The organism is Kibdelosporangium banguiense, assembly GCF_017876405.1.
Taxonomy (GTDB): Bacteria; Actinomycetota; Actinomycetes; order Mycobacteriales; family Pseudonocardiaceae; genus Kibdelosporangium; species Kibdelosporangium banguiense.
Genome location: NZ_JAGINW010000001.1, coordinates 2,098,026 through 2,116,816 on the forward strand (window position 1 = coordinate 2,098,026; position 18,791 = coordinate 2,116,816).

Annotated in this window: 18 protein-coding genes; 6 read left to right on the forward strand and 12 right to left on the reverse strand. The window is 66.8% G+C overall.

Going from position 1 to position 18,791, the window contains the following annotated elements; genetic code table 11:
• The first annotated feature begins 102 nt into the window (after nt 1-102).
• Together JOF56_RS10030 and JOF56_RS10035 are read left to right on the forward strand one after the other, a co-directional pair.
• The gene (locus JOF56_RS10030) at nt 103-1,017 is read left to right on the forward strand and encodes a DMT family transporter (RefSeq protein ID WP_209636620.1); all 915 of its coding nucleotides are present in this window, start codon (nt 103-105) and stop codon (nt 1,015-1,017) included.
• On the forward strand, nt 1,014-1,286 hold the full coding sequence (locus JOF56_RS10035; protein ID WP_209636622.1) for a hypothetical protein: 273 nt from the start codon (nt 1,014-1,016) through the stop codon (nt 1,284-1,286). The genes JOF56_RS10030 and JOF56_RS10035 overlap by 4 nt, the downstream gene beginning before the upstream one ends.
• Before the next feature lie 62 nt (nt 1,287-1,348).
• Here JOF56_RS10035 and JOF56_RS10040 read toward each other — a convergent pair whose 3' ends face one another.
• Nucleotides 1,349-3,307: a glycosyltransferase gene (locus tag JOF56_RS10040; protein WP_209636624.1), complete on the reverse strand. Its 1,959-nt coding sequence runs from the start codon at nt 3,305-3,307 to the stop codon at nt 1,349-1,351.
• 97 nt (nt 3,308-3,404) lie between these two features.
• Nucleotides 3,405-3,827, reverse strand: a complete 423-nt coding sequence (locus JOF56_RS10045; protein WP_307855014.1) for a GtrA family protein — start codon at nt 3,825-3,827, stop codon at nt 3,405-3,407.
• Nucleotides 3,828-3,916: 89 nt separating this feature from the next.
• Here JOF56_RS10045 and dprE1 point away from each other — a divergent pair, with 89 nt between their 5' ends.
• Nucleotides 3,917-5,272: a decaprenylphosphoryl-beta-D-ribose oxidase gene (gene dprE1, locus JOF56_RS10050; RefSeq protein ID WP_307855015.1), complete on the forward strand. Its 1,356-nt coding sequence runs from the start codon at nt 3,917-3,919 to the stop codon at nt 5,270-5,272.
• On the forward strand, nt 5,269-6,024 hold the full coding sequence (gene dprE2 / locus JOF56_RS10055) for a decaprenylphospho-beta-D-erythro-pentofuranosid-2-ulose 2-reductase (protein ID WP_209636626.1): 756 nt from the start codon (nt 5,269-5,271) through the stop codon (nt 6,022-6,024). Before dprE1 ends, dprE2 begins: the two co-directional genes overlap by 4 nt.
• Nucleotides 6,025-6,028: 4 nt before the next feature.
• On the opposite strand, the gene JOF56_RS10060 is transcribed toward dprE2, so the two are convergent.
• From JOF56_RS10060 to JOF56_RS10080, 5 genes are all read right to left on the reverse strand, one after another.
• The gene (locus JOF56_RS10060; RefSeq protein WP_245378220.1) at nt 6,029-7,579 is read right to left on the reverse strand and encodes a hypothetical protein; all 1,551 of its coding nucleotides are present in this window, start codon (nt 7,577-7,579) and stop codon (nt 6,029-6,031) included.
• Between the two features lie 20 nt (nt 7,580-7,599).
• A complete protein-coding gene (locus JOF56_RS10065) occupies nt 7,600-8,481 on the reverse strand; it encodes a decaprenyl-phosphate phosphoribosyltransferase (RefSeq protein WP_372448372.1) in 882 nt (293 codons plus the stop codon).
• A 10-nt stretch (nt 8,482-8,491) separates the two neighbouring features.
• Nucleotides 8,492-9,031, reverse strand: a complete 540-nt coding sequence (locus tag JOF56_RS10070; protein ID WP_209636629.1) for a phosphatase PAP2 family protein — start codon at nt 9,029-9,031, stop codon at nt 8,492-8,494.
• Nucleotides 9,024-10,250 (reverse strand): UDP-galactopyranose mutase, encoded by a 1,227-nt coding sequence (glf, locus tag JOF56_RS10075; RefSeq protein ID WP_209636631.1) that lies wholly within the window; start codon nt 10,248-10,250, stop codon nt 9,024-9,026. The genes JOF56_RS10070 and glf overlap by 8 nt, the downstream gene beginning before the upstream one ends.
• A gap of 305 nt (nt 10,251-10,555) precedes the next feature.
• Entirely contained in the window at nt 10,556-11,428 is an 873-nt protein-coding gene (locus JOF56_RS10080; protein ID WP_209636633.1) for an LLM class flavin-dependent oxidoreductase, read from the reverse strand.
• Between the two features lie 68 nt (nt 11,429-11,496).
• On the opposite strand from JOF56_RS10080, the gene JOF56_RS10085 reads away from it, so the two are divergent.
• Together JOF56_RS10085 and JOF56_RS10090 are read left to right on the forward strand one after the other, a co-directional pair.
• Entirely contained in the window at nt 11,497-13,290 is a 1,794-nt protein-coding gene (locus tag JOF56_RS10085; RefSeq protein WP_209636635.1) for a hypothetical protein, read from the forward strand.
• Nucleotides 13,291-13,327: 37 nt separating this feature from the next.
• A complete protein-coding gene (locus JOF56_RS10090) occupies nt 13,328-14,131 on the forward strand; it encodes an HAD family hydrolase (protein WP_209636637.1) in 804 nt (267 codons plus the stop codon).
• On the opposite strand, the gene JOF56_RS10095 is transcribed toward JOF56_RS10090, so the two are convergent.
• Genes JOF56_RS10095 through JOF56_RS10115 form a run of 5 tightly spaced genes read right to left on the reverse strand, consistent with a single transcriptional unit; the run spans nt 14,128 to nt 18,770 of the window.
• Nucleotides 14,128-15,360: an acyl-CoA reductase gene (locus tag JOF56_RS10095; protein ID WP_209636639.1), complete on the reverse strand. Its 1,233-nt coding sequence runs from the start codon at nt 15,358-15,360 to the stop codon at nt 14,128-14,130. The genes JOF56_RS10090 and JOF56_RS10095 overlap by 4 nt on opposite strands.
• Nucleotides 15,357-16,415 (reverse strand): LuxE/PaaK family acyltransferase, encoded by a 1,059-nt coding sequence (locus tag JOF56_RS10100; protein ID WP_209636640.1) that lies wholly within the window; start codon nt 16,413-16,415, stop codon nt 15,357-15,359. Before JOF56_RS10100 ends, JOF56_RS10095 begins: the two co-directional genes overlap by 4 nt.
• Nucleotides 16,412-17,797, reverse strand: coding sequence for an AMP-binding protein (locus tag JOF56_RS10105; protein ID WP_209636642.1), 1,386 nt, complete (start codon nt 17,795-17,797; stop codon nt 16,412-16,414). Before JOF56_RS10105 ends, JOF56_RS10100 begins: the two co-directional genes overlap by 4 nt.
• Nucleotides 17,794-18,537, reverse strand: coding sequence for an SDR family NAD(P)-dependent oxidoreductase (locus JOF56_RS10110; RefSeq protein WP_209636645.1), 744 nt, complete (start codon nt 18,535-18,537; stop codon nt 17,794-17,796). The genes JOF56_RS10105 and JOF56_RS10110 overlap by 4 nt, the downstream gene beginning before the upstream one ends.
• The gene (locus tag JOF56_RS10115) at nt 18,534-18,770 is read right to left on the reverse strand and encodes an acyl carrier protein (RefSeq protein ID WP_209636647.1); all 237 of its coding nucleotides are present in this window, start codon (nt 18,768-18,770) and stop codon (nt 18,534-18,536) included. Before JOF56_RS10115 ends, JOF56_RS10110 begins: the two co-directional genes overlap by 4 nt.
• Nucleotides 18,771-18,791 lie beyond the last annotated feature (21 nt).

Consider the following 18,791-nt stretch of genomic DNA (forward strand, 5'->3'; position numbering starts at 1 on the left):
GGCAGGTCGCCGCGTGTCTACGGGTATGCCCATCGCCCCGCAGCCGGACATTCACCTGTTCCTCCTGCGTTGGAGCGATTCACCTTGTCAACCAAGCAATCCATGCTGTTCTTGGTCGCCGCGGGCGTGCTCTGGGGCACCGGCGGCCTGGCTGGCGCCCTGCTTCAGGACCTCGCCGGCCTGCATCCCCTTGCGGTCGCGGCCTACCGGCTACTGATCGGTGGCGCAATCGCCACAGTGGCGCTCGCTGCGCAATTGCAGCGTCTGCCACGGACGCGCGCCGTCGGCCGCAGGCTGCTCACCGCCGGCGCCCTGCTGGCGGTCTTCCAGGCCAGCTACTTCGGCGGCGTGGCAATGACTTCGGTAAGCCTTGCCACACTGGTCACCATCGGCAGTTCACCCGTCATCATCGCGGTGGTCACGGCCATCCGGGATCGCCGGATGCCCAGCGCCCGCACGGGTTTGTGCATCACGATCGCACTCGCCGGTCTCGGTCTGCTCGCCGGAACCCCCTCTGCAAGGGACTTCTGGCATACCGTCGCGGGAATCTTGTTGTGCCTCACGGCCGCGGCCGGATTCGCCGCGTTCACGATGGTCAACCGCAACGCGGTGCCAGGACTGTCCACTGGCGGCACGATCAGCATCGGCCTGCTGTTCGGCGGGCTGTTGCTGTTGCCCGCGGCGCTGACAGTGGGCATGAGCCTGCCCATGACACCGCAAGTCGTTGCGACAACACTGTTTCTGGGCGCTGTGCCGACTGCGACCGCGTATGGCTTGTACCTGATTGCCTTGCGCCAGGCCAATCCTGTCGCCGCCGCACTGGCAGCGGTACTGGAACCGTTGACAGCTACCGTGTTGTCGGTCGCCTTCTTCGGCGAACGGCTGGCAACGGCCGGCATCATCGGAGCTGTCCTGCTCGGCGTCGCGCTCGCGGTGAACTATTCCGCTCAGAGCAGATCCGCTCAGGGTGAACCCGTGTTGCCGCGTCCCCGCACCGGTGCTGAGGTGGGGTCATGAGCGAGCCGAAACGCAATGCCCTCGTACTGCACCTTGCGAGCGGCGGTGAGCCACTGGTGTACGCACTGGCCGACGCCTCGGCGAAAGGGCTCGCCGGCCGTCTGCAGACGCTGATGAGCTCAGGCGCGGTGGACACCCCGGAACTCGAGGACGGCAACCGGGTGGCGATCAACTTCGCCCACGTCGTGACGGCGCATTTCGACGAGCTGCCGCCACGGACCCAGGTCTACGGCAGCGCCGCCAGGGCCAACCACGGTTTCCGGGCATAGAGCAACGCCCCTGCCGGACAACCCGGCAGGGGCGTTGCTGTGACAGATCAGAGACGGGCAGATCAGAGGCGGTAGAGCCGGGCCCAGTTCTCGCGGCTGGTCAGCTCGGGCATCGCGTCCTTGTAGCGCTGCTGCGCGATGTTGCCTTCGTTCATGAAGCGGCGCAGCAGGGCAGCGGTCTGCTTGCCCAGCTTGAACATCAGGTCCCGGTCGTACTTACGCAGCCGCACGCCCTCCTGGGACGCGTCGGTGACCGCGACACTGTCGAACAGCGAGACGTGCCACCAGGCGGCGTCATCGAGGCTGATGGCGCCCTTCTCGTGCCGGTGCTTGCCCAGCAGCTGGTGCACGACCCGCTTGAGCAGGACAGCACGCTTGAGCCGAGGCGTCGCGCCCGCGGGCACGATCTCCAGCTCACCTGAGCGCATACCCGGGACCTCGTCCGGCCGGTGCCGCACGGTCTCCGGGTACTGCGCACGCAGCTTGCGGATCTCGCCGACGGCCGCGGCACCGCCGTCGCGCAGGATCTCCGGGCCGACCAGGAAGTCCTCGATCGCCTTGAGCATCGTCGCGGTCAGGCCGTACTGCATGGTCAGCATGTAGCGGGCCATGTGCGAGGCCAGCACGCGAGCGATGTGCTTGGTGTCGAAGTGGCTGTGCAGCGCGGCGGTGATCAGCGAGTTACGCAGGTTGAAGTACCGGTGCCAGTCGTCCCAGTCCTTCCAGCTGAAGTCCGCGTGCCACACGGCCGCACCCGGCAGCGTGACCGTCGGGAAACCGGCGGCCCGTGCGCGGTAGCCGTACTCGGCGTCGTCCCACTGGAAGAACACCGGCAGCGGGTAGCCGACCTCCTGCACGATCTCGGTCGGGATCAGGCACGACCACCAACCGTTGTAGCCGGCGTCGACGCGCTTCTCCTGCCGGTTGGGCTGGCCGGTCTCCTCGTCCACGCCGAGCAGGTCGGCGTTGAACAGCGCGCCCTCGGTGACCTGGCCGGGGGCCAGGTTCTCCAGGTCGGCGTACTCGGCGCCGACATGCAGGTAGTTCGGGTGCAGCAGGTTGAGCATCTGCCCGCCGACGATCACCGGGTGCGAGGTGCGGTTGGCGAACGCGGTCATCCGGATCGCGATGTCCGGCTCAAGCAGCACGTCGTCGTCCATGAACAGGACGTTGGCGTGGTCGGACTGCTTGGCGGTCTCGAACAGGCCGCGGGTGAAGCCGGCCGCGCCGCCGAGGTTGGGCTGCTGGATGTAGTTGAGCTTCTTGTCCAGCCGCTTGGACACATCCGCGAACAGCGGGCGCGAGTCGACAGTGTCGTTGCCCTGGTCGGCGACGTAGATCGCGTCGAGAACCTCGAGCGCTTCCGGGTCGTCGGCCAGCGCGGTCAGGGTGTTGATGCAGTCGTCGGCACGGTTGCACGTGCAGATGACCACGGACGTCGGGCGCAGCGTCTCCGGCGGCTCGACGGTCCAGCGCACGCGCTCGATGGTCAGCCGCTCGTCGACATCGGTCTCGATGTCCAGCCAGAGCGCGCCACCGTCGAGGAAGCGGTCGATCTTGGCGGTCAGCACGACCGGGCCGTCCTCGCCGGTCAGCTGCTTGGAGGCGACTGTCCGGGACACGCCCTCGAAGTCCGACGCACCCACAGTCAGCCGGCCGCTGCCGCGGGCGATCAGCTCGACGCTGACCTCGCGCACGACGGTCCAGCGCTGCCAGTAGCTGGCGGGGAACCGGCCGAAGTAGGTGTTCATCGAGACCGTCGCGGACGGCTCGATCGCGACCTTGTCCCGGTCCCGGTGCGCCACGCCCCGGGTGACCTGGGCATAGAGGTCGTCACTGACGAGCTCGGACGGGCCACCGAACAGGCCGCGCTGGGTGACCAGGCGCCCGGACGGCTCATGCGCTGCCAACATCGCTGGATCGGCGGATGGCTGTGCCGCGTCCGAGGCAGCAGAATGCCCATTGGCCTGCGTCTTCGTCGCGGGGGTTTTTCCCCGAGCCGGTGCGGTTCTACCGGGCATCGCGCCTCAGTCCTCCAGGAGACCCTCGTAGGCAACACGTCATTTCGTTGCCAAGGTACATGCTTACTCGTTACGACTCATTGACCATGCATTGCGATTAGTCGCGGAAGACGACTGCCCGCAACATCACAAAGTTGATCAAGGTCGCGGTGGCCTGAGCCACCACCCACGCCACTGTGAGTTCCCATCGGAAGTCACCGAGCAGGTGCAACATCAGCGCGTTCACACCGATGTTGACGAAAAACGTCACGGTGTAAAGCAGCATGAACTTCGCAACCGGCGCGGCCCCGCCCGCGGCGTTGAACGTCCAACGCCGGTTGAGCAGATAGGCAGTCGTGGTACCCAGGATGAAGCTTACCGCTTTTGCCAGGTGCACCCACGTGCCGAGCGCGATGAGGCCCTGGTAGACCCCATAGTCCACCAGCGCCGACAAACCGCCGACCAGGACAAAACGGGTGAGCTGGGTGAGCAAACCCACACGGCGTGATCCGGTGTCCGACCCAGTGTCCACTGCTGTCACCACGAATCCTCACTGTCAGGTCTGGCCGGCAGGTCAGGCCGCAGAAGCCCCCAGCAGTCTAGAAGTCGCCGCTGAGTACCCTCGGGCGGGTGGAAGCCGAGATGCGAACGCTGGCCGGCTGGGGCAGAACCGCGCCGAGTACCGCGCGTGTGGTGGTCCCCAAGACCGTCCTGGATGTGATTGAGGCGCTCAAGTCGGCCGACGAGCGCGGTGTCATCGCCCGCGGACTCGGCCGTGCGTACGGCGACCCCGCGCAGAACGCCGGTGGCCTGGTCATCGACATGACCGGGCTGGACCGGATCCACGCCATCGACGCGGACGCCGCGACCGTCGACACGGACGCGGGGGTCAGCCTTGACACACTTATGCGCCGGCTGCTGCCGTTCGGGCTGTGGATGCCGGTACTGCCCGGCACCCGGCAGGTCAGCGTCGGCGGTGCGATCGGCGCGGACATCCACGGCAAGGCCCACCACGTGGAGGGCAGCTTCTGCGACCACGTGCAGTCGATGGACGTGGTCACGGCCGACGGCGAGGTCCGCAGGCTGACCCCGGACGGCCCGGACTCGGAGCTGTTCTGGGCGACCGCCGGGGGCATGGGCCTGACCGGTGTGGTGGTGCGCGCGACGCTGAAGCTCAACCGCGTCGAGACCGCGTACTTCAAGGTCGACACCGACCAGATCGACAACCTCGACGACCTGATGGCCAAGCAGTCGGTCGACGACGACAAGTACCTGGAGTCGGTCTCCTGGTTCGACTCCACGATGACCGGCCCGCACCTCGGCCGCGGCATCCTGACCAGGGCCAACCACGCGACCCTGGACGACCTGCCCCGCAAGCTGCGGGCCAACCCGCTGAAGTTCGACGCGCCGCAGCTGCTGACCATCCCGAACATCTTCCCGCCGGGACTGCTCAACAAGCTGACCGCGCGTGCCTTCAACGAGCTCTGGTACCGCAAGTCGCCGACGAAGTACGGCGCCATCCAGAACATCACGATGTTCCTGCACCCGCTGGACATCATGGGCGAGTGGAACCGGCTCTACGGCCCGCACGGGTTCCTGCAGTACCAGTACGTCATCCCGTTCGGCCAGGAAGACGCCGTCAAGCGGAGCGTGCGGCTGATCGCGGAGTCCGGGCACGTGTCGGCGCTGAACGTGCTCAAGCGCTTCGGCGCGGGCAACCGGGCGCCGCTGTCGTTCCCCGAGCCCGGCTGGACGCTGGCGGTGGACCTGCCGGCCAAGCCCGGTCTCGCCGAGCTCTGCACCGAGCTGGACGAGCTGGTGCTCGGCACGGGCGGGCGGCTGTACCTGGCCAAGGAGTCCAGGACCACGGCCGAGGCGCTGCAGCGGATGTACCCCCGGATCGACGAGTGGCGCAAGGTCCGCGCGTCGGTCGACCCGAACGGAATCTTTGTCTCCGACATGGCCAGAAGGTTGAGGCTCACGTGATTGACGCGGTTGGCAGCCCCCAGTCGCTGCTGTTGCTCGGCGGTACCTCCGAGATCGGCCTGGCGGTCGCCGAACGCTACGCGCGGCAGCGTCCCCTGCGGATCACGCTGGCCGCACGGCCCTCGGAACGGCTCGACGCGGCCGCCGCCCGCCTGCGGGACGCGGGCGCGACGGTCAGCACGCTCCCGTTCGACGCCAAGCAGCCCGACACGCACACCGAGGTGATCGAGAAGGCGTTCGCCGACGGCGACATCGACGTCACCATCGTGGCGTTCGGTGTGCTCGGCGACCAGGAAGAAGCCTGGACGAACGTAGACGTCGCCCGTGAGCTGGCCGAGGTCAACTACGTCGCGGCCGTGACCATCGGCGTGCCGCTGGCCGAGCGTCTGCGCAAGCAGGGCCACGGCGCGCTTGTCGCGCTGTCGTCCGCCGCCGGTGAGCGCGCCCGCCGGTCGAACTTCGTGTACGGCTCCACCAAAGCCGGATTCGACGCGTTCTACACAGGCCTGACGTACGCCCTGAAGCCGCACGGCGTGACCGTGACCGTCATCCGGCCCGGGTTCGTCCGGTCGAAGATGACCGAAGGCCTCAAGCCCGCGCCGTTGTCCCAGACCCCGGAGCAGGTCGCCGAGATCGTCGTCAACGCGGTACGCAACCGTCGTGAGCAGGCGTGGGCGCCGGCCGCGTTCCGTCCCGTGATGTCCATACTGCGGCACGTGCCGCGGCCGATCTTCCGCAAGCTGCCCTTCTGACCTGCTACCGGGCAGGTAGCAGGGTGAAGTGACCGACGCCCTTGGCGGCCGATTCGACAGTCCAGCTGTCCGGACCGGTCGCCGGGCCCGGGTCGTAGTGGATCTCGTAGTCGATCGGCCGCGGCTGGGTGGTGAAGTCCAGCCAGGCGTAGTTCGCGCGTAGGGCCAGGCTGGTGACCGGATTCGAGTTGTCGATCTTGAACTGGACCTTGCCGATCACCCGGCCGCGGTCGGCGAACTCGTCGACGATGGCGCAGTCACAGAAATAGGCGAACGTACCGATCTCACCGGGACTGGCGACGGTCTTGTCGCCGACGCGCCGGCCGATCTCCTTCGCCACGCGTGCGTAGTCCGTCGCGCTGGCCCAGTTGCCGAATATGGGCGGGGCGTCCCAGGGCACGCCCTGCTTGACGTCCGCGGCGAGGTTGCCGAATCCGAGCAGGGCGACGAGCGTCAGCACGACGGTAGGCGCTCCTGGGCGTAGTGATGGCTCCCGTTGGGCGCTGGCCAGCCACGCACCGACGGCCACGGCGAGAAAGACCGACAAGGAGACAATCGGCGTCACGTAGTACCAGTGGTACGGCCCGACGCCCATGAACGAGTAGACGGCGTAGTAGACGATGCCGCCGATGCCTAGCGCCGCGGCCGGGGTGATCCGGCGGACCTGTGAGGTCTCCTCCCAGCGGGTCGCGGTGCGCAGGACGGCCCAGGCCGCCACCGCGATCACACCAAGCAGCGCGGCGCCGAACGCCAGCGGCACGACCAGCCTGCTGCCCAGGAAGTACATCACCGGGCCGCTGACGAAGCTCCACGGCGCGAACAGCCCCTCCTGCAGGGTCTTGATCACCAGCGTGTCCGGGATGGCCGAACCGAGCGCGAACCAGCTGAAGACGTACCAAGGACCGGCCGTGACCACGGCACCCGCGATCGCGCGCAGCAGCTTGCGCCGGATCGAGGCCGTGAAGAACGCGACCACCAGCACGAAGACGATCAGGTCGAGCCGGGCCAGCACGGCCAGCCCAGAGATCACGCCGAACCAGAAGACCCGGCCTTCGGCGGCCATCGCGACCAGCAGCACGAGTACAGCGGGGATCAGGACGACCTCGAGGCCGATGGCCGACAGCAGTATCGGGTTGAGCAGCACCAGCGCCAGGCCGAGCACGGCCGAGACGACCGGCAGGTCCATCGCCCGCACGATCCGGGTCCAGCCCCACGCCATCGCCATCGACAACCCGACGGTGACGATGCCGAGGCCCAGAACAGGGTGCACCTCGCCGGAAACACCGGTGAGGGCCGTGGCGATCGCCAGCAGGATGACGTTCAACGGCGACGTCGCCGAGTTGGCCACTTCCTGCGGGATCAGGCCCCAGTGCAGGTCTGTGGCGACGTTCCTGGCGTACGCGAGAGTGATGTACGCGTCGTCGGTCAGGCTGTTGCGGACAAGCATGAAGAGCAGCAGCGCGGCCACTGCTGTCCCGCCGACGAGCGACAGGACACCTCTTCGGGACAACTGTGTGAGTTTTGCCTGGTAAAGCGCGGTGTCGACTTGGGTCATACACGGACCCCCCGTATGGGTTACAAGTAGACCGCCAAGGCCAACGTCGCAACCCAGGCGAGTCCGAGTACCTGCAGGACACGATCGCGCAGGGCGATCTCCTCAGGCTCCCCCGCGTTCCCGCCGTCCACATCGACCGCGTACCGCAGCACGGCAACGACAAAGGGGATCATCGACACTGACGACCAGACCTGGTTGTGATCCTCACGGATCTCGAACGCCCACAAGCCGTAGGTCATGATCACGACCGCCGCGGACGTCGCCCAGACGAACCTCAGGTAACTCGCAGAGTACTTGGCCAGCGAGGCCCGGATCTTGGCGCCGGTCTTCTCGAACAGTGTTATCTCGGCATAACGCTTGCCGGAGACCATGAACAACGAGCCGAAAGCGGTGACCAGCAGGAACCACTGGGACACCGGGATGCCCGCGGCCGCGCCACCGGCGATCGAGCGCATCAGGAAGCCGGAGGCCACGATGCACAGGTCGATCACGGTCTGGTGCTTGAGGCCGAAGCAGTACCCCAGCTGGACGACCTCGTAGACCGCGATCACCAGCGCCAGCTGCCAGCTGGCGACCAGCGACACCCCGAGAGCGCCGAGGAACAACACGACCGCGATCGCCATCGCGGCCTTGACCGGCACGATCCCGGCCGCGATCGGCCGGTTGCGCTTGGTCGGGTGTGCGCGGTCCGCCTCGACGTCGATCGCGTCGTTGACGAAGTACACCGCGGAAGCCGCCATGCAGAACGCGACGAACGCGATGCCCGCGTCGGCGAGCACCGCGGTGTCGGTCAGCTTGCTGGCGGTGAACGGCGCCGCCAGCACCAGGATGTTCTTGATCCACTGGCGCGGCCGGGCGGTCTTGATCAGACCGCCGACCAGGCCGAGCGGCTTCTTGCCCACAGGCTCTGTTTCAGTCGCCGCGTCGACTTTGTTGCCCACGACTTCCCCTCCGGCCGTTCAGCTTCCGACGTACCAGGCCACCGATCGCGGCACCGAGCACCGAGCCCGCCACCACGTCGCTCGGGTAGTGCACCCCGAGCACCATCCTCGACAGCAACATCGGAGGGACCAGCACCGGTGATAGCCGCCTCCCAGTCAGCCCCCCGAAAAGAACAGCCGCGGCCGTCGTCGAGGTTGCATGCGCCGACGGAAAACTCAACCGCGACGGCGTACCGACGAGCACCTGCACACTCTCATCGTCCGGCCGGGTGCGCTTGACCACACGCTTGACCACCACGGACGCCGCGTGCGCCGCGAACACACCGCCGCACGCGAGCAGCCAGTCCTTACGGCGCTCCTTGTCGACCAACGCGCCGACAGCACCGACAGCGAGCCAGCCCGCGCTGTGCTCACCGAAGAAAGACATCCCGCGCGCGACCTTGACGACCGCGGGCTTGCCGATCGTCTCCTGGACGCCGCGCAGGACGGCGATCTCCCTCTGGTCAGGCATCGAACGACCCGTCCAGCGGCGCGCCCGAGGTCAGATGCGGCGCGACCTTGTTGTCGAACACACTCAGCGCCGAGCCGATGGCCATGTGCATGTCCAGGTACTTGTACGTGCCCAACCGGCCACCGAAGATCACGTTGCGGGCCGCGGCCTCACCCTTGACCAGCTCACGGTAGCGCTCCAGCTTGTCGCGGTCGTCCGGGGTGTTGATCGGGTAGTACGGCTCGTCGTCGTCCTTGGCGAACCGGGAGTACTCACGCACGATGACCGTCTTGTCGGACGGGTAGTCCCGCTCGGGGTGGAAGTGCCGGAACTCGAGAATCCGGGTGAAGGGCACGTCCTCGTCGGCGTAGTTCATCACCGAGGTGCCCTGGAAGTCACCGGTGGTGGACACGACCTCCTGCTCGAGGTCGACCGTGCGCCAGCCCAGCCGGCCCTCGGAGTAGTCGAAGTACCGGTCGACCGGACCGGTGTACACCGTCGGCGTGCCCGCCGGGATCTGGTCGCGGACCTCGAAGTAGTCCACGTTCAGCCGCACCTCGATGTTCGGGTGCTCGGCCATCTTCTCCAGCCAGGCGGTGTAGCCGTTGCGCGGCAGACCCTCGTAGGTGTCGTTGAAGTACCGGTTGTCGTAGTTGTAGCGAACCGGCAAGCGGGTGATGATCCCCGGCACAAGCTCCTTGGGGTCGGTCTGCCACTGCTTGGCGGTGTACCCCTTGATGAACGCCTCGTAGAGCTTGCGGCCGATCAGCGAGATCGCCTTCTCCTCGAGGTTCTTCACATCCTTGGGGTCGATCTCCGACGACTGCTCGGCAACCAGCGCACGCGCCTCGTCCGGAGTGAACGCTCGGCCGAAGAACTGGTTGATCATCGCCAGGTTCATCGGCATCGGGTACACCTGGCCCTGATGGTTGGTGTAGACCCGGTGCTTGTAATCGGTGAACTCGGTGAACTGCGTGACGTAGTCCCACACCCGCTTGTTCGACGTGTGGAACAGGTGGGCACCGTACTTGTGGATCTCGATGCCGGTCTCCGGCTCCGCCTCCGAATAGGCGTTCCCGCCGATGTGCGACCGACGCTCGAGCACCAGGACCCGCTTGTTCAGCTGAGTCGCCGTGCGTTCCGCCACAGTCAGCCCGAAGAATCCGGCACCGACGATTACCAGGTCATAGCCATCGAAGCTCACGGGCGCTGAGGGTACCGACCTGCTGACGCGGCTCATTGGGCAGCCCCTTTAACCGAGGTGAGACCCCCTGGCAAGCATTTCCCCCGCGCGTGTCCGGGTCAGCCCCCGTGCGTGGGCTCCCCCGCCCACCGCACGAGGGCGTTGCCCCCGCCCCCTCCGCTTCGTGCTCGCTGGCACATCAGAAGAGACGCCCCAGCCGGTTGCCCGGTTCCAACTTGTCACCCAATTGGACCAGTTTTATTGCAATGCGGCCCGTTAGCTGGGGTTTTCTTTCGCTTGGGGCTCGCTGGACCTTCGGCGAGGCTGCCTACCTGCGTGGGTTTTGGTGTCCTTTGGTTGGGTCAGCGGAGGGCGGGGAGGACTTCGGCGGCGATTGCTTCGACGATTTGTTCTGAGCCGGCGTAGATGCCGTCGTGGCGGGGCCAGGGGACTGTGACGTCGGTGAAGCCGAGGGCTTCGGCGCGGCCTAGGACGTCGCGGAAGTATTCGACGCTGGTGAGGGCGAATTCGGGGGCGCCGTCGAGGTTCACGTACCTGTCGATTGTTGCTGGGTTGCGGCCTACGGCTTCGAGTGTGTCGGTGAATTGGGCGGCGACGTCGGCCAGTGCTGCCCACCAGGCGTCCATGCTGTCGTGGTTTGTGCCTGTGGTTACCCAGCCTGTGCCGTAGCGGGCGGCTACGCGCATGGATTTGGGGCCGTTGGCAGCGACGACGAAGGGTAGGCGGGGGCGTTGGACGCAGCCGGGGGCGTTGCGGGCTTCGACGGCTTCGTAGTACTTGCCGCGCCATGTTGTGCGGTCCTGGCGGAGTAGCAGGTCGAGCAGCTCGACGAATTCGCTGAAGCGGTCGGCGCGGCTTCGGGGTTGTGGGATGTCGCCCATCACCTTGGTGTCATATCCGCTGCCGCCGGCGCCGACGCCCAGGATGAAGCGGCCGTCGGATACGTCGTCGATCGCGGTCAGCTCGCGGACGAACGGCACTGGGTGCCGGAAGTTCGGGGTCGCAACCCATGTTCCCAGCCGGATGGTCGACGTGACCATCGCCGCCGCGGTCAGGGTCGGCATGGCACCGAACCATGGGCCGTCGACCAGGGACCGCCACCCTAGGTGGTCGTATGTCCACGCGTGGTCGAAGCCGTATTCCTCGGCGGCTCGCCATTTGGGCTCAGCAGCCCACCACCGGTACTCGGGTAGGATCTCGATGCCAACTCGCACGATGATCGACCGTAGCGCTTTCCGCTGTCTGCTGCCCAAGCTACGGCCACATGGAGGCTTTGTCGCTCGTGTTAGACGTCACTGAGCGTGTCGCGGTCACCGCATCGCCGACCGTGGTAAGCCGCAAGTCGGTCCTGATCAGGCTGGCGATACATGTCGCCTGGGTGATCGCGCTGGCCGTGGCCGTGGTCGCGCGGGTGGCCCGATTCGGTTTCACAGCCGCTGACCAGGGATTCATCCTGGCCGGCAGCTGGCGGCTGCTGCACGGCGAGATCCCGCACCTGGATATCGTCTCGGCCCGGCCGCTGGGCTCCAGCGTGCTGCACGTGATCGACTTCCTGATCCCGGCGCCGCTGTACATCTCGTCGGTGTTCCTGGCCATGATCGAGCTGATCGTCTTCACGATCGCGTGCGCCGCGCTGCTGACCAGGACGTCGCCGTTGCAGTGGGGTCCACTGCGGACGCTGCTGGTCGCCGCCGCGTCACTGGTCAACCTGCACCTGTTCACGCTGATGGCCTGGCACACCATCGACGGCCTGATGCTGACCGCCGTCGGCTGGTGGATGCTGGACGCCGGACTGCGCTCGCAGAACCCGTGGCAGCGGCGAATCGGCTTGGCACTGCTGGGTTTCGCGGTGATCACCAAGCAGAGTTTCGCGCTGGCCGTGCCCATCGGTTTCCTGATCCTGTTCCTGCACCCCGATGCCCGCAAGCAGGCGAAATCCTGGCTGCGCGTCCTGATCGACCTGCTGTGCCTCGGCTCGGTTCCGATCCTCTACTTCGGGACCGTCGCGGCGGCCGGTGGTCTCGGTGAGGCGATCCTGCAGCTGACGAGCGCCAAAGGCGCGTACGGCGAATCGCTGATCTGGTTCTGGCAGAACGACTTCAGCGTGATCTTCGACCAGGCCCAGATCGACTGGCGGCGGGCTGTTCTCGGGGTCTTCGGAGTGTCGCTTCTCCTCGGTGTCCTCTGGCTGCTGAGAGACCGGATCGGCGTGGCCGGAGTGTGGCTGCGGATCCTGGCCGCGGCGGGCGGCGTGGCGATCACGGTCTACTCGCTGGCCGACACCGAGCTGTCGTACCCGCCCACGTGGGCTATCAAGATCGCCTGGATCTTCGCCGCGGCGATCGTCCTGGACGCGGTGGTGCACAAGTACTTCCCGTGGCGGCCGTTGCTGCTTGTGGTCCTGGCGTACTCGGCGAGCCTGTCGTGGGGGTACGACTATCCCGCGCTGCTCGGGGGCACACTCGTGATCGCGACCTTGGAGATCCTGCTGTCGGCGGTGCCGGAAGTCCGGATCGTGCCCCGCGTGGTGACCGCGTTGGCCGGGGTTGTCGCCCTGGCGGCAGCGAGTTTCGCGCTGGTCACCGCACACGACCGGAGCGTGACGGCCGATCAGCCGCACGACAAGCTGACGGTGGACCTGGGCTCCGTGCTGCCCGAAATGAGCGGTATCCGCACGAGCCCGATCACAGCCACCTATGTCCGGCAGATCAAGGACTGTGTCGCGAAGTACCCCGCTGACAATGTCGCGGTGCTGCCGCACAACTCGTTTGTCTATCCGGTCATGAAGCTGCACAACCCGTTCCCGCTGGACTGGCCGCTGGACGCGGAACTCGTCGCCGACGCGATCCCCCGCACGGACGCCGCGATCGACAACCTGAACCGGGACGGCCACTACCTGGTCATCTTCCAGACTCTCGAAATCGACGCGCTACGCAAGGGTGTGCCTGTACCCGCTTCCGTGCCGCTCGACGCGGAGATCGCGCCTACCTCCAGTGTGGCGGTGCGGCTGATCAAGGACCGGCTCACCGGTGAAAGGATCACCTGCGGCAGTTTCGTGGGTGTCTGGTCACGATGATCCCGTCTGCCCGCCTCGGTCGGGCAGGATGGATGATGTGCAGAAACCTGGACTGATCGCCTCGGACGTCGACGGGACCTTGCTCGATGTGACCGAGCAGGTCAGTGCACGCACGGCGGCGGTTGTGACCAGGGTCACCGCGGCGGGCACTCCTTTTGTCCTCGTCAGCGGTCGTCCGCCGCGCTGGATACCGAGCGTCGCCGAGCAGGCCGGGCTGACCGGATATGCGGTCTGCGCGAACGGCGCTGTGCTTTACGACATCGGCGCGGATCGCGTCTTGTCCGCGTACACGTTGGATCCTGTGACGCTGCACGACGTCGCGAACGCGCTGCGGGAGGTTCTGCCCGGCATGGCGGTTGCCACTGAGCGGTACAACCCCAATGGCACGCTGGATTCCTTTGTGGCCGAACACGACTACATCAGCCCTTGGGGGGACGCCGACAAACTGGCGAAACCGCGGGCCGAGGTCCTCGGCCACGAGGCAGTGAAATTACTGGTCCGGCACGACCGGATGACCAGCGAGGAGATGGCGGCCGTGGCGATCCCGGTGCTGCGCGGCTCGGTGAACATGACCTTCTCCACCAGCCGTGGCCTGATCGAGGTCTCCAAACTCGGCGTCACCAAGGCAACCGGTCTGGCCGAGGCCGCGAAACTGTTCTCGGTGGACGTCGCGGACGTGGTCGCGTTCGGCGACATGCCCAACGACATCCCCATGCTGGAGTGGGCCGGCCACGGCGTCGCCATGGCCAACGGCCACCCTGACGTCCTCGCGGTGGCGGACGAAATCGCCGCCGCCAATTCGCAGGACGGTGTCGCGCAGGTTCTCGAGCGCTGGTTCTAAACGGAGACTGTCGTCAGCCGGGTGAATTCGTGCAGCAGGTCGAATCCGTCCCAGATCGCGGAGAAGGTCAGCGCCGAACCGAACGGCACGACCCGGTCGATTCCCCGCCCGGCGAGGGCGTTGACCAAGTCGATCAGCTCGGCGCGGTCGAAGCCGAACACGCTCAGCGTCTGGTCCTTGCGCTCGATCGACGTCACCAGATCCGCCAGCTGCGACACAGTCACTTGCGGGAACGTGCCTGTACCAAGCCATTCGCGCGGCAGGGTCGTCGGCTCGGCAAGCTCCAGCGTCGCCAACGCGTTGCCGTCGAAGCGGATCGACGTGGCCAGGCCGTCCGCGGCCGCGCCATACGTCGAAACACGCTTCTGCACAGCCATTGCGGGCTCGATCACTTCGCCTCGCGCGACGAGCACCTCGCTGAGCAGACGACGGAACTCGTCGCGGCCCTTGAGCGCGGCCTCCGAGTCGCCGACCCAGAACACGGCCCGCGGCGAGGAGCACGCGGCCTGGTCGAACCAGTACGAGTCGTTGTAGAAGCCGATAGCAGCTTCCTTGCGGGCCTCGGGAGTCGCGGCTTCCCAACCGGCAACCGAGATCACTGCGAACGAGGCACGGTCTGGGAACGTCAGGTCCCTGGCGTGCGGCGCGAGAGCGTGCTTGCGGACCTCGGTCACCGACCGGTCGCCGCCCCAGATCACGCGCAGATCCGCCGCCGCGGAGAACGCCGCGGTCACTTCATCGTTGCGGTCGTACGTCACCATGCGCTGCGTCTGAACGACGGCCGGGTGCGCGTCTGCCAGAGCTTCGTTCAGGGCGTCGACAACAGCCTCCGCCGCACCTGCCGAACGCGGCGAGATGCGCACGACATTCCTGTTGCCCGCCAAGGCGGACAGTGCCCACGAGTACACGAAGATCGTGTCCACATTGGCCGGTGGGACGTGGAAGATCATGCCGCGCGGGAAGCGCAAAGTGGACGCGTCGCCGTCGGCCAGGCGGGCGAGCGCCTTGGCGATCTCGCCCTTGCGCAGGAAGAACCCGAGCGAGGCCAGTTCCGGGTAACGACGGGCCACCGCGGGCGCCAGAAGCTTGCGGGCGAAGGAAGTCAGGAAGCTGATGATCCGCTCGTCGCCGACCTTCAGCCGGCCGCCCTCGGGCTCGACTGCCAGCTCAGCGAGCAGGTCGTCGGCTTCGATGTCCGGACCTGTGGGGAACCGTTGCCGCAACTTCACGCTGCCGCACCTCCCGAGAAGGTGTCCGAGCAGCCCCGGGCCTCGGCCCGCGGCAGCCTGCCGAGCACCGAGAACCGCTTGCCCGGCCAGTCACCGTCGTCGATTCCGTTGAGCACACCCAGATCCTCGGTCAGCAGCAGGTGCCCCGGATAGGACCGCGGCAGGGTGCTGATCACCTCGATCACGCCCGGCTTGCCCACCGGCTGCTCTTGCCACGTCTCCGGGTCACGGATCACGATGTCGGCGAAATCGGGGCAGTACAAGGAGTTCCCGGACGGGCCCTCCAGGAAGACCGTGCCGATCTGCTCGATCATGCCGTAGTAGTTGTGGATCCGGGTCAGCCCGGTGTCCTGCGCGAAGCGCTTGCGGAACTCGGTGTTGTCCACCGCACGGTCGATCAGCTTCTTCCAGCCGCCGGAGTGGATCAGGATCCCGTTGGACAGATCCAGATTGTGCTCCTTGGCGACCTCGTAGAGGTACAGCCAGACCATGAAGGTGAAACCGAAGATCAGGAACGGCTCGTCGCCGTGCTTGGCCAGGAACTGCTTGACCGCTTCGACGTCGGGCTGGTCGTTCTCGTCCAGGGCGTACACGTGGTTGCGCCCGAACGTGGCCATCCCCAGCACACCGGCGCCACGCGCGGAGAAGGACCGGCGGTTCTTGATGATCGAGACGGTGTCGACCATCAGCATCGGCAACCGTTTACCGCCCAGCACGGTCTGCAGCGTCGCGCCCAGCTGCCTGGTCTGCGCGCCCGCAGCGTCCTTGTCCAGGTAGATCCGGGACGCACCCGCACCCGTGGTGCCCGAGGACGTCAGGATCTTGAAGACCTCGTCTTCGGGCACGCTCTTGAGGTCGTGGTTCTTGAACATCCGCACCGGCAGCCACGGCAGGTCGGCGACCGCATCGAACTGGCGGCCACGCTCGATCCCCAGCGCACCGAGGATGCGGTCGTACGGCTCGCAGTTCTCGCGATGGTGGTTGGTCAGCTCCGTGAGCTGCGGCAGCAACGCGGCCTCGCGCTCCGCCTGGCTGAGCTCGAACAGCGCGGTCATACCTTCGTCTCCAGAGACCGGTAGTCGATCTTGCCGCTGGGCAGCAGGGGGAAGTCGCCGGCCGGACGGACGTCGAAGCCGGTGACATGCAGGTGCAGGCGTTCCGACAGCGTCCTGGCCGCGGCCTTGCACGCGTCGGTGTCTGCCTCCTGCAACCAGACCACTACCTTGTCCCCGGCGGGCACCGCGGCGGCCGGACCGTATCCCTTCACGACCTGTTCAAGGTCGTCCAGGTTGACCCTATTCCCGAACACCTTGCCGATCCGCTTGAGCCGGCCGGTGATGTACAGGTAGCCGTCCTCATCGAGGTGGCCGAGGTCACCCGTGACGAGCACACCGTCGTTGTCGTCGCCGTTGGCGAGTTCGGCCTCGTTCTCCGCGTAACCCATCATTACGTTCGGGCCGCGGTACACGACTTCACCGTCCACACCGGGCTCAGTGATCTCCGTGCCGTCGTCGGCGCGAATGCTGAACCGGCCGCCGGGCAACGCGGGCCCAGCGGAGCCGAGCTTCTCGGCGAGCTTCTCGGACGGCACAGTGGACATTCGCGGTGCGGCCTCGGTCTGGCCGTACATCACGAACATCCGGCCGCCTGCCGCCCGCATCTTGTCGTTGAACTCCGCCACGAGATCCGTGCGCAACTTGCCGCCGGCCTGGGTCAGCGTCCGCAGGCTCGGGTACTTCTCCGGGTCGAACCGCAGCCGCCGCAACATCTCGTAGTGGTACGGCACACCGGCCAGCGAAGTGATCTTGTACGTCTCGACGGCCGTCCAGAACGGACGCCCCATGACGCCGTTGCTTTCCACCACAACAGTCGCCCCGCACAACAAGTGGCTGTTGAGGACGGAAAGCCCGTAACTGTAGTGCAGCGGGAGATTCGTGGCGACGACTTCGTCCTCGTCGATCCCCAGCACCTGCGCGATGGCTTCGGTGTTGTGCAGAACCGCGGTCCGGCTCAACCGCACCAGCTTCGGGTTCCCCGTCGATCCACTGGTCGGCAGCAACACGGCCAGATCCGGATGCGGTGCGACCCCGGTCTTGTCGGTCCGCTCCCACGTCGCGCCCTTGGCCCGGTACCCCTTCGGGGCGGCACCGTCCGCCCCCAGCACAGCCGCGGGGCGGAACCGCGCGATCAGTCCCGCGAGGACATCCGCGTCGAGCGACGGGTCGATCATCGCGATCGCCCGGCCCGCCTCGAACGCCCCCAGATACCGCAGCACACTGGGCAGATCCTGGGACATCCGGGCGAACACGACACCGTCGGGCAACGCGGACAGCTCGTCGGCGACGAGCGCCACGCGCGCCTTGAGCTCGGAGCCCGTGAGCACCGATCCGTCGAGCGCGTCGACCAGCCGGGCGCGAGAGTGGATCAGCGAGGTCACAGCACGAGACCGCCGTCGACGCCGAGGATCTGACCGGTCACGAACGACGCCTCGTCGCTGACCAGGAACCGGATCACGCGGGCCACCTCTTCCGGCTTGCCCAGCCGGGCCAGCGGGGTGTCCGCGGTGCGCTTGGCGATGACATCTTCCGCCAGGTGCGCGGTCATCGCGGTCTCGATGACACCAGGGGCGACACCGTTGACCCGGATGCCATAACGGCCCAGCTCCTTGGCCGTCGACCGAGCCACGTTGCCGACAGCCGCCTTCGACGCGGCATACGCGGTCTGACCAGCGCTGCCACGCTCGCCGACGATCGAGGCGAGAACAACGATGGCACCGGTGCGCTTGCGCATCATCGCGCGGGCCGCGGCCTGCACGGTGTGGATGGTGCCCGCGACGTTCGTGGACAGCATCCGGGTCACGATGTCGTCGTTGATCATGCCGACCAGCGCGTCCTCGAGCACACCGGCGTTGGCCACGCAGATGTCCAGCTTGCCGTGCTCCTTGGCCACGCCACGCACCAGGGAACCGATCGCGGCCGAATCGGTCACGTCCAGGGCGAGCCCGGAGACCTGCGCGTTCAACTCGTCGGCGAGTTCGCCCGCGACCTCCTTGGCGGTCGCCTCGTCACGCCCGGTGAGCACCACCGTCGCGCCGGCCTCCGCGAGCGCCCGCACAGTGCACCGGCCGATACCCTTGGTACCGCCGGTGACCAGGGCGACCTTGCCTGAAAGAGTCACTTGCCGACCATGCCCTTGAGCATGTCATCGGCGACCTTGAAGCTGCTCATGTCGATGACCTGGTCGGTGTCGAACTGCACATCGAACTCGTCCTCGATGGCCGCGACCAGGCCCATGTGACCGACCGAGTCCCACGCGTCGATGTCGCGGTACTTCAGGTTCTCCACATCGACGTCGCCGTCGAGCGCGAGTGCCTCGACGAAGGTGGCGCGCAGCCGGTCTGTCAGCTCCATGGTGTCCGATCTTTCCCTAGT

Bases quoted from the DNA above. Each gene is read 5' to 3' on its own strand.
- JOF56_RS10030 (WP_209636620.1), top strand. From the start codon at position 103: ATGCTGTTCTTGGTCGCCGCGGGCGTGCTCTGGGGCACCGGCGGCCTG.
- JOF56_RS10035 (WP_209636622.1), top strand. From the start codon at position 1,014: ATGAGCGAGCCGAAACGCAATGCCCTCGTACTGCACCTTGCGAGCGGC.
- JOF56_RS10040 (WP_209636624.1), bottom strand. From the start codon at position 3,307: ATGCCCGGTAGAACCGCACCGGCTCGGGGAAAAACCCCCGCGACGAAG.
- JOF56_RS10060 (WP_245378220.1), bottom strand. From the start codon at position 7,579: ATGACCCAAGTCGACACCGCGCTTTACCAGGCAAAACTCACACAGTTG.
- JOF56_RS10070 (WP_209636629.1), bottom strand. From the start codon at position 9,031: ATGCCTGACCAGAGGGAGATCGCCGTCCTGCGCGGCGTCCAGGAGACG.
- glf (WP_209636631.1), bottom strand. From the start codon at position 10,250: ATGAGCCGCGTCAGCAGGTCGGTACCCTCAGCGCCCGTGAGCTTCGAT.
- JOF56_RS10100 (WP_209636640.1), bottom strand. From the start codon at position 16,415: ATGACCGCGCTGTTCGAGCTCAGCCAGGCGGAGCGCGAGGCCGCGTTG.
- JOF56_RS10115 (WP_209636647.1), bottom strand. From the start codon at position 18,770: ATGGAGCTGACAGACCGGCTGCGCGCCACCTTCGTCGAGGCACTCGCG.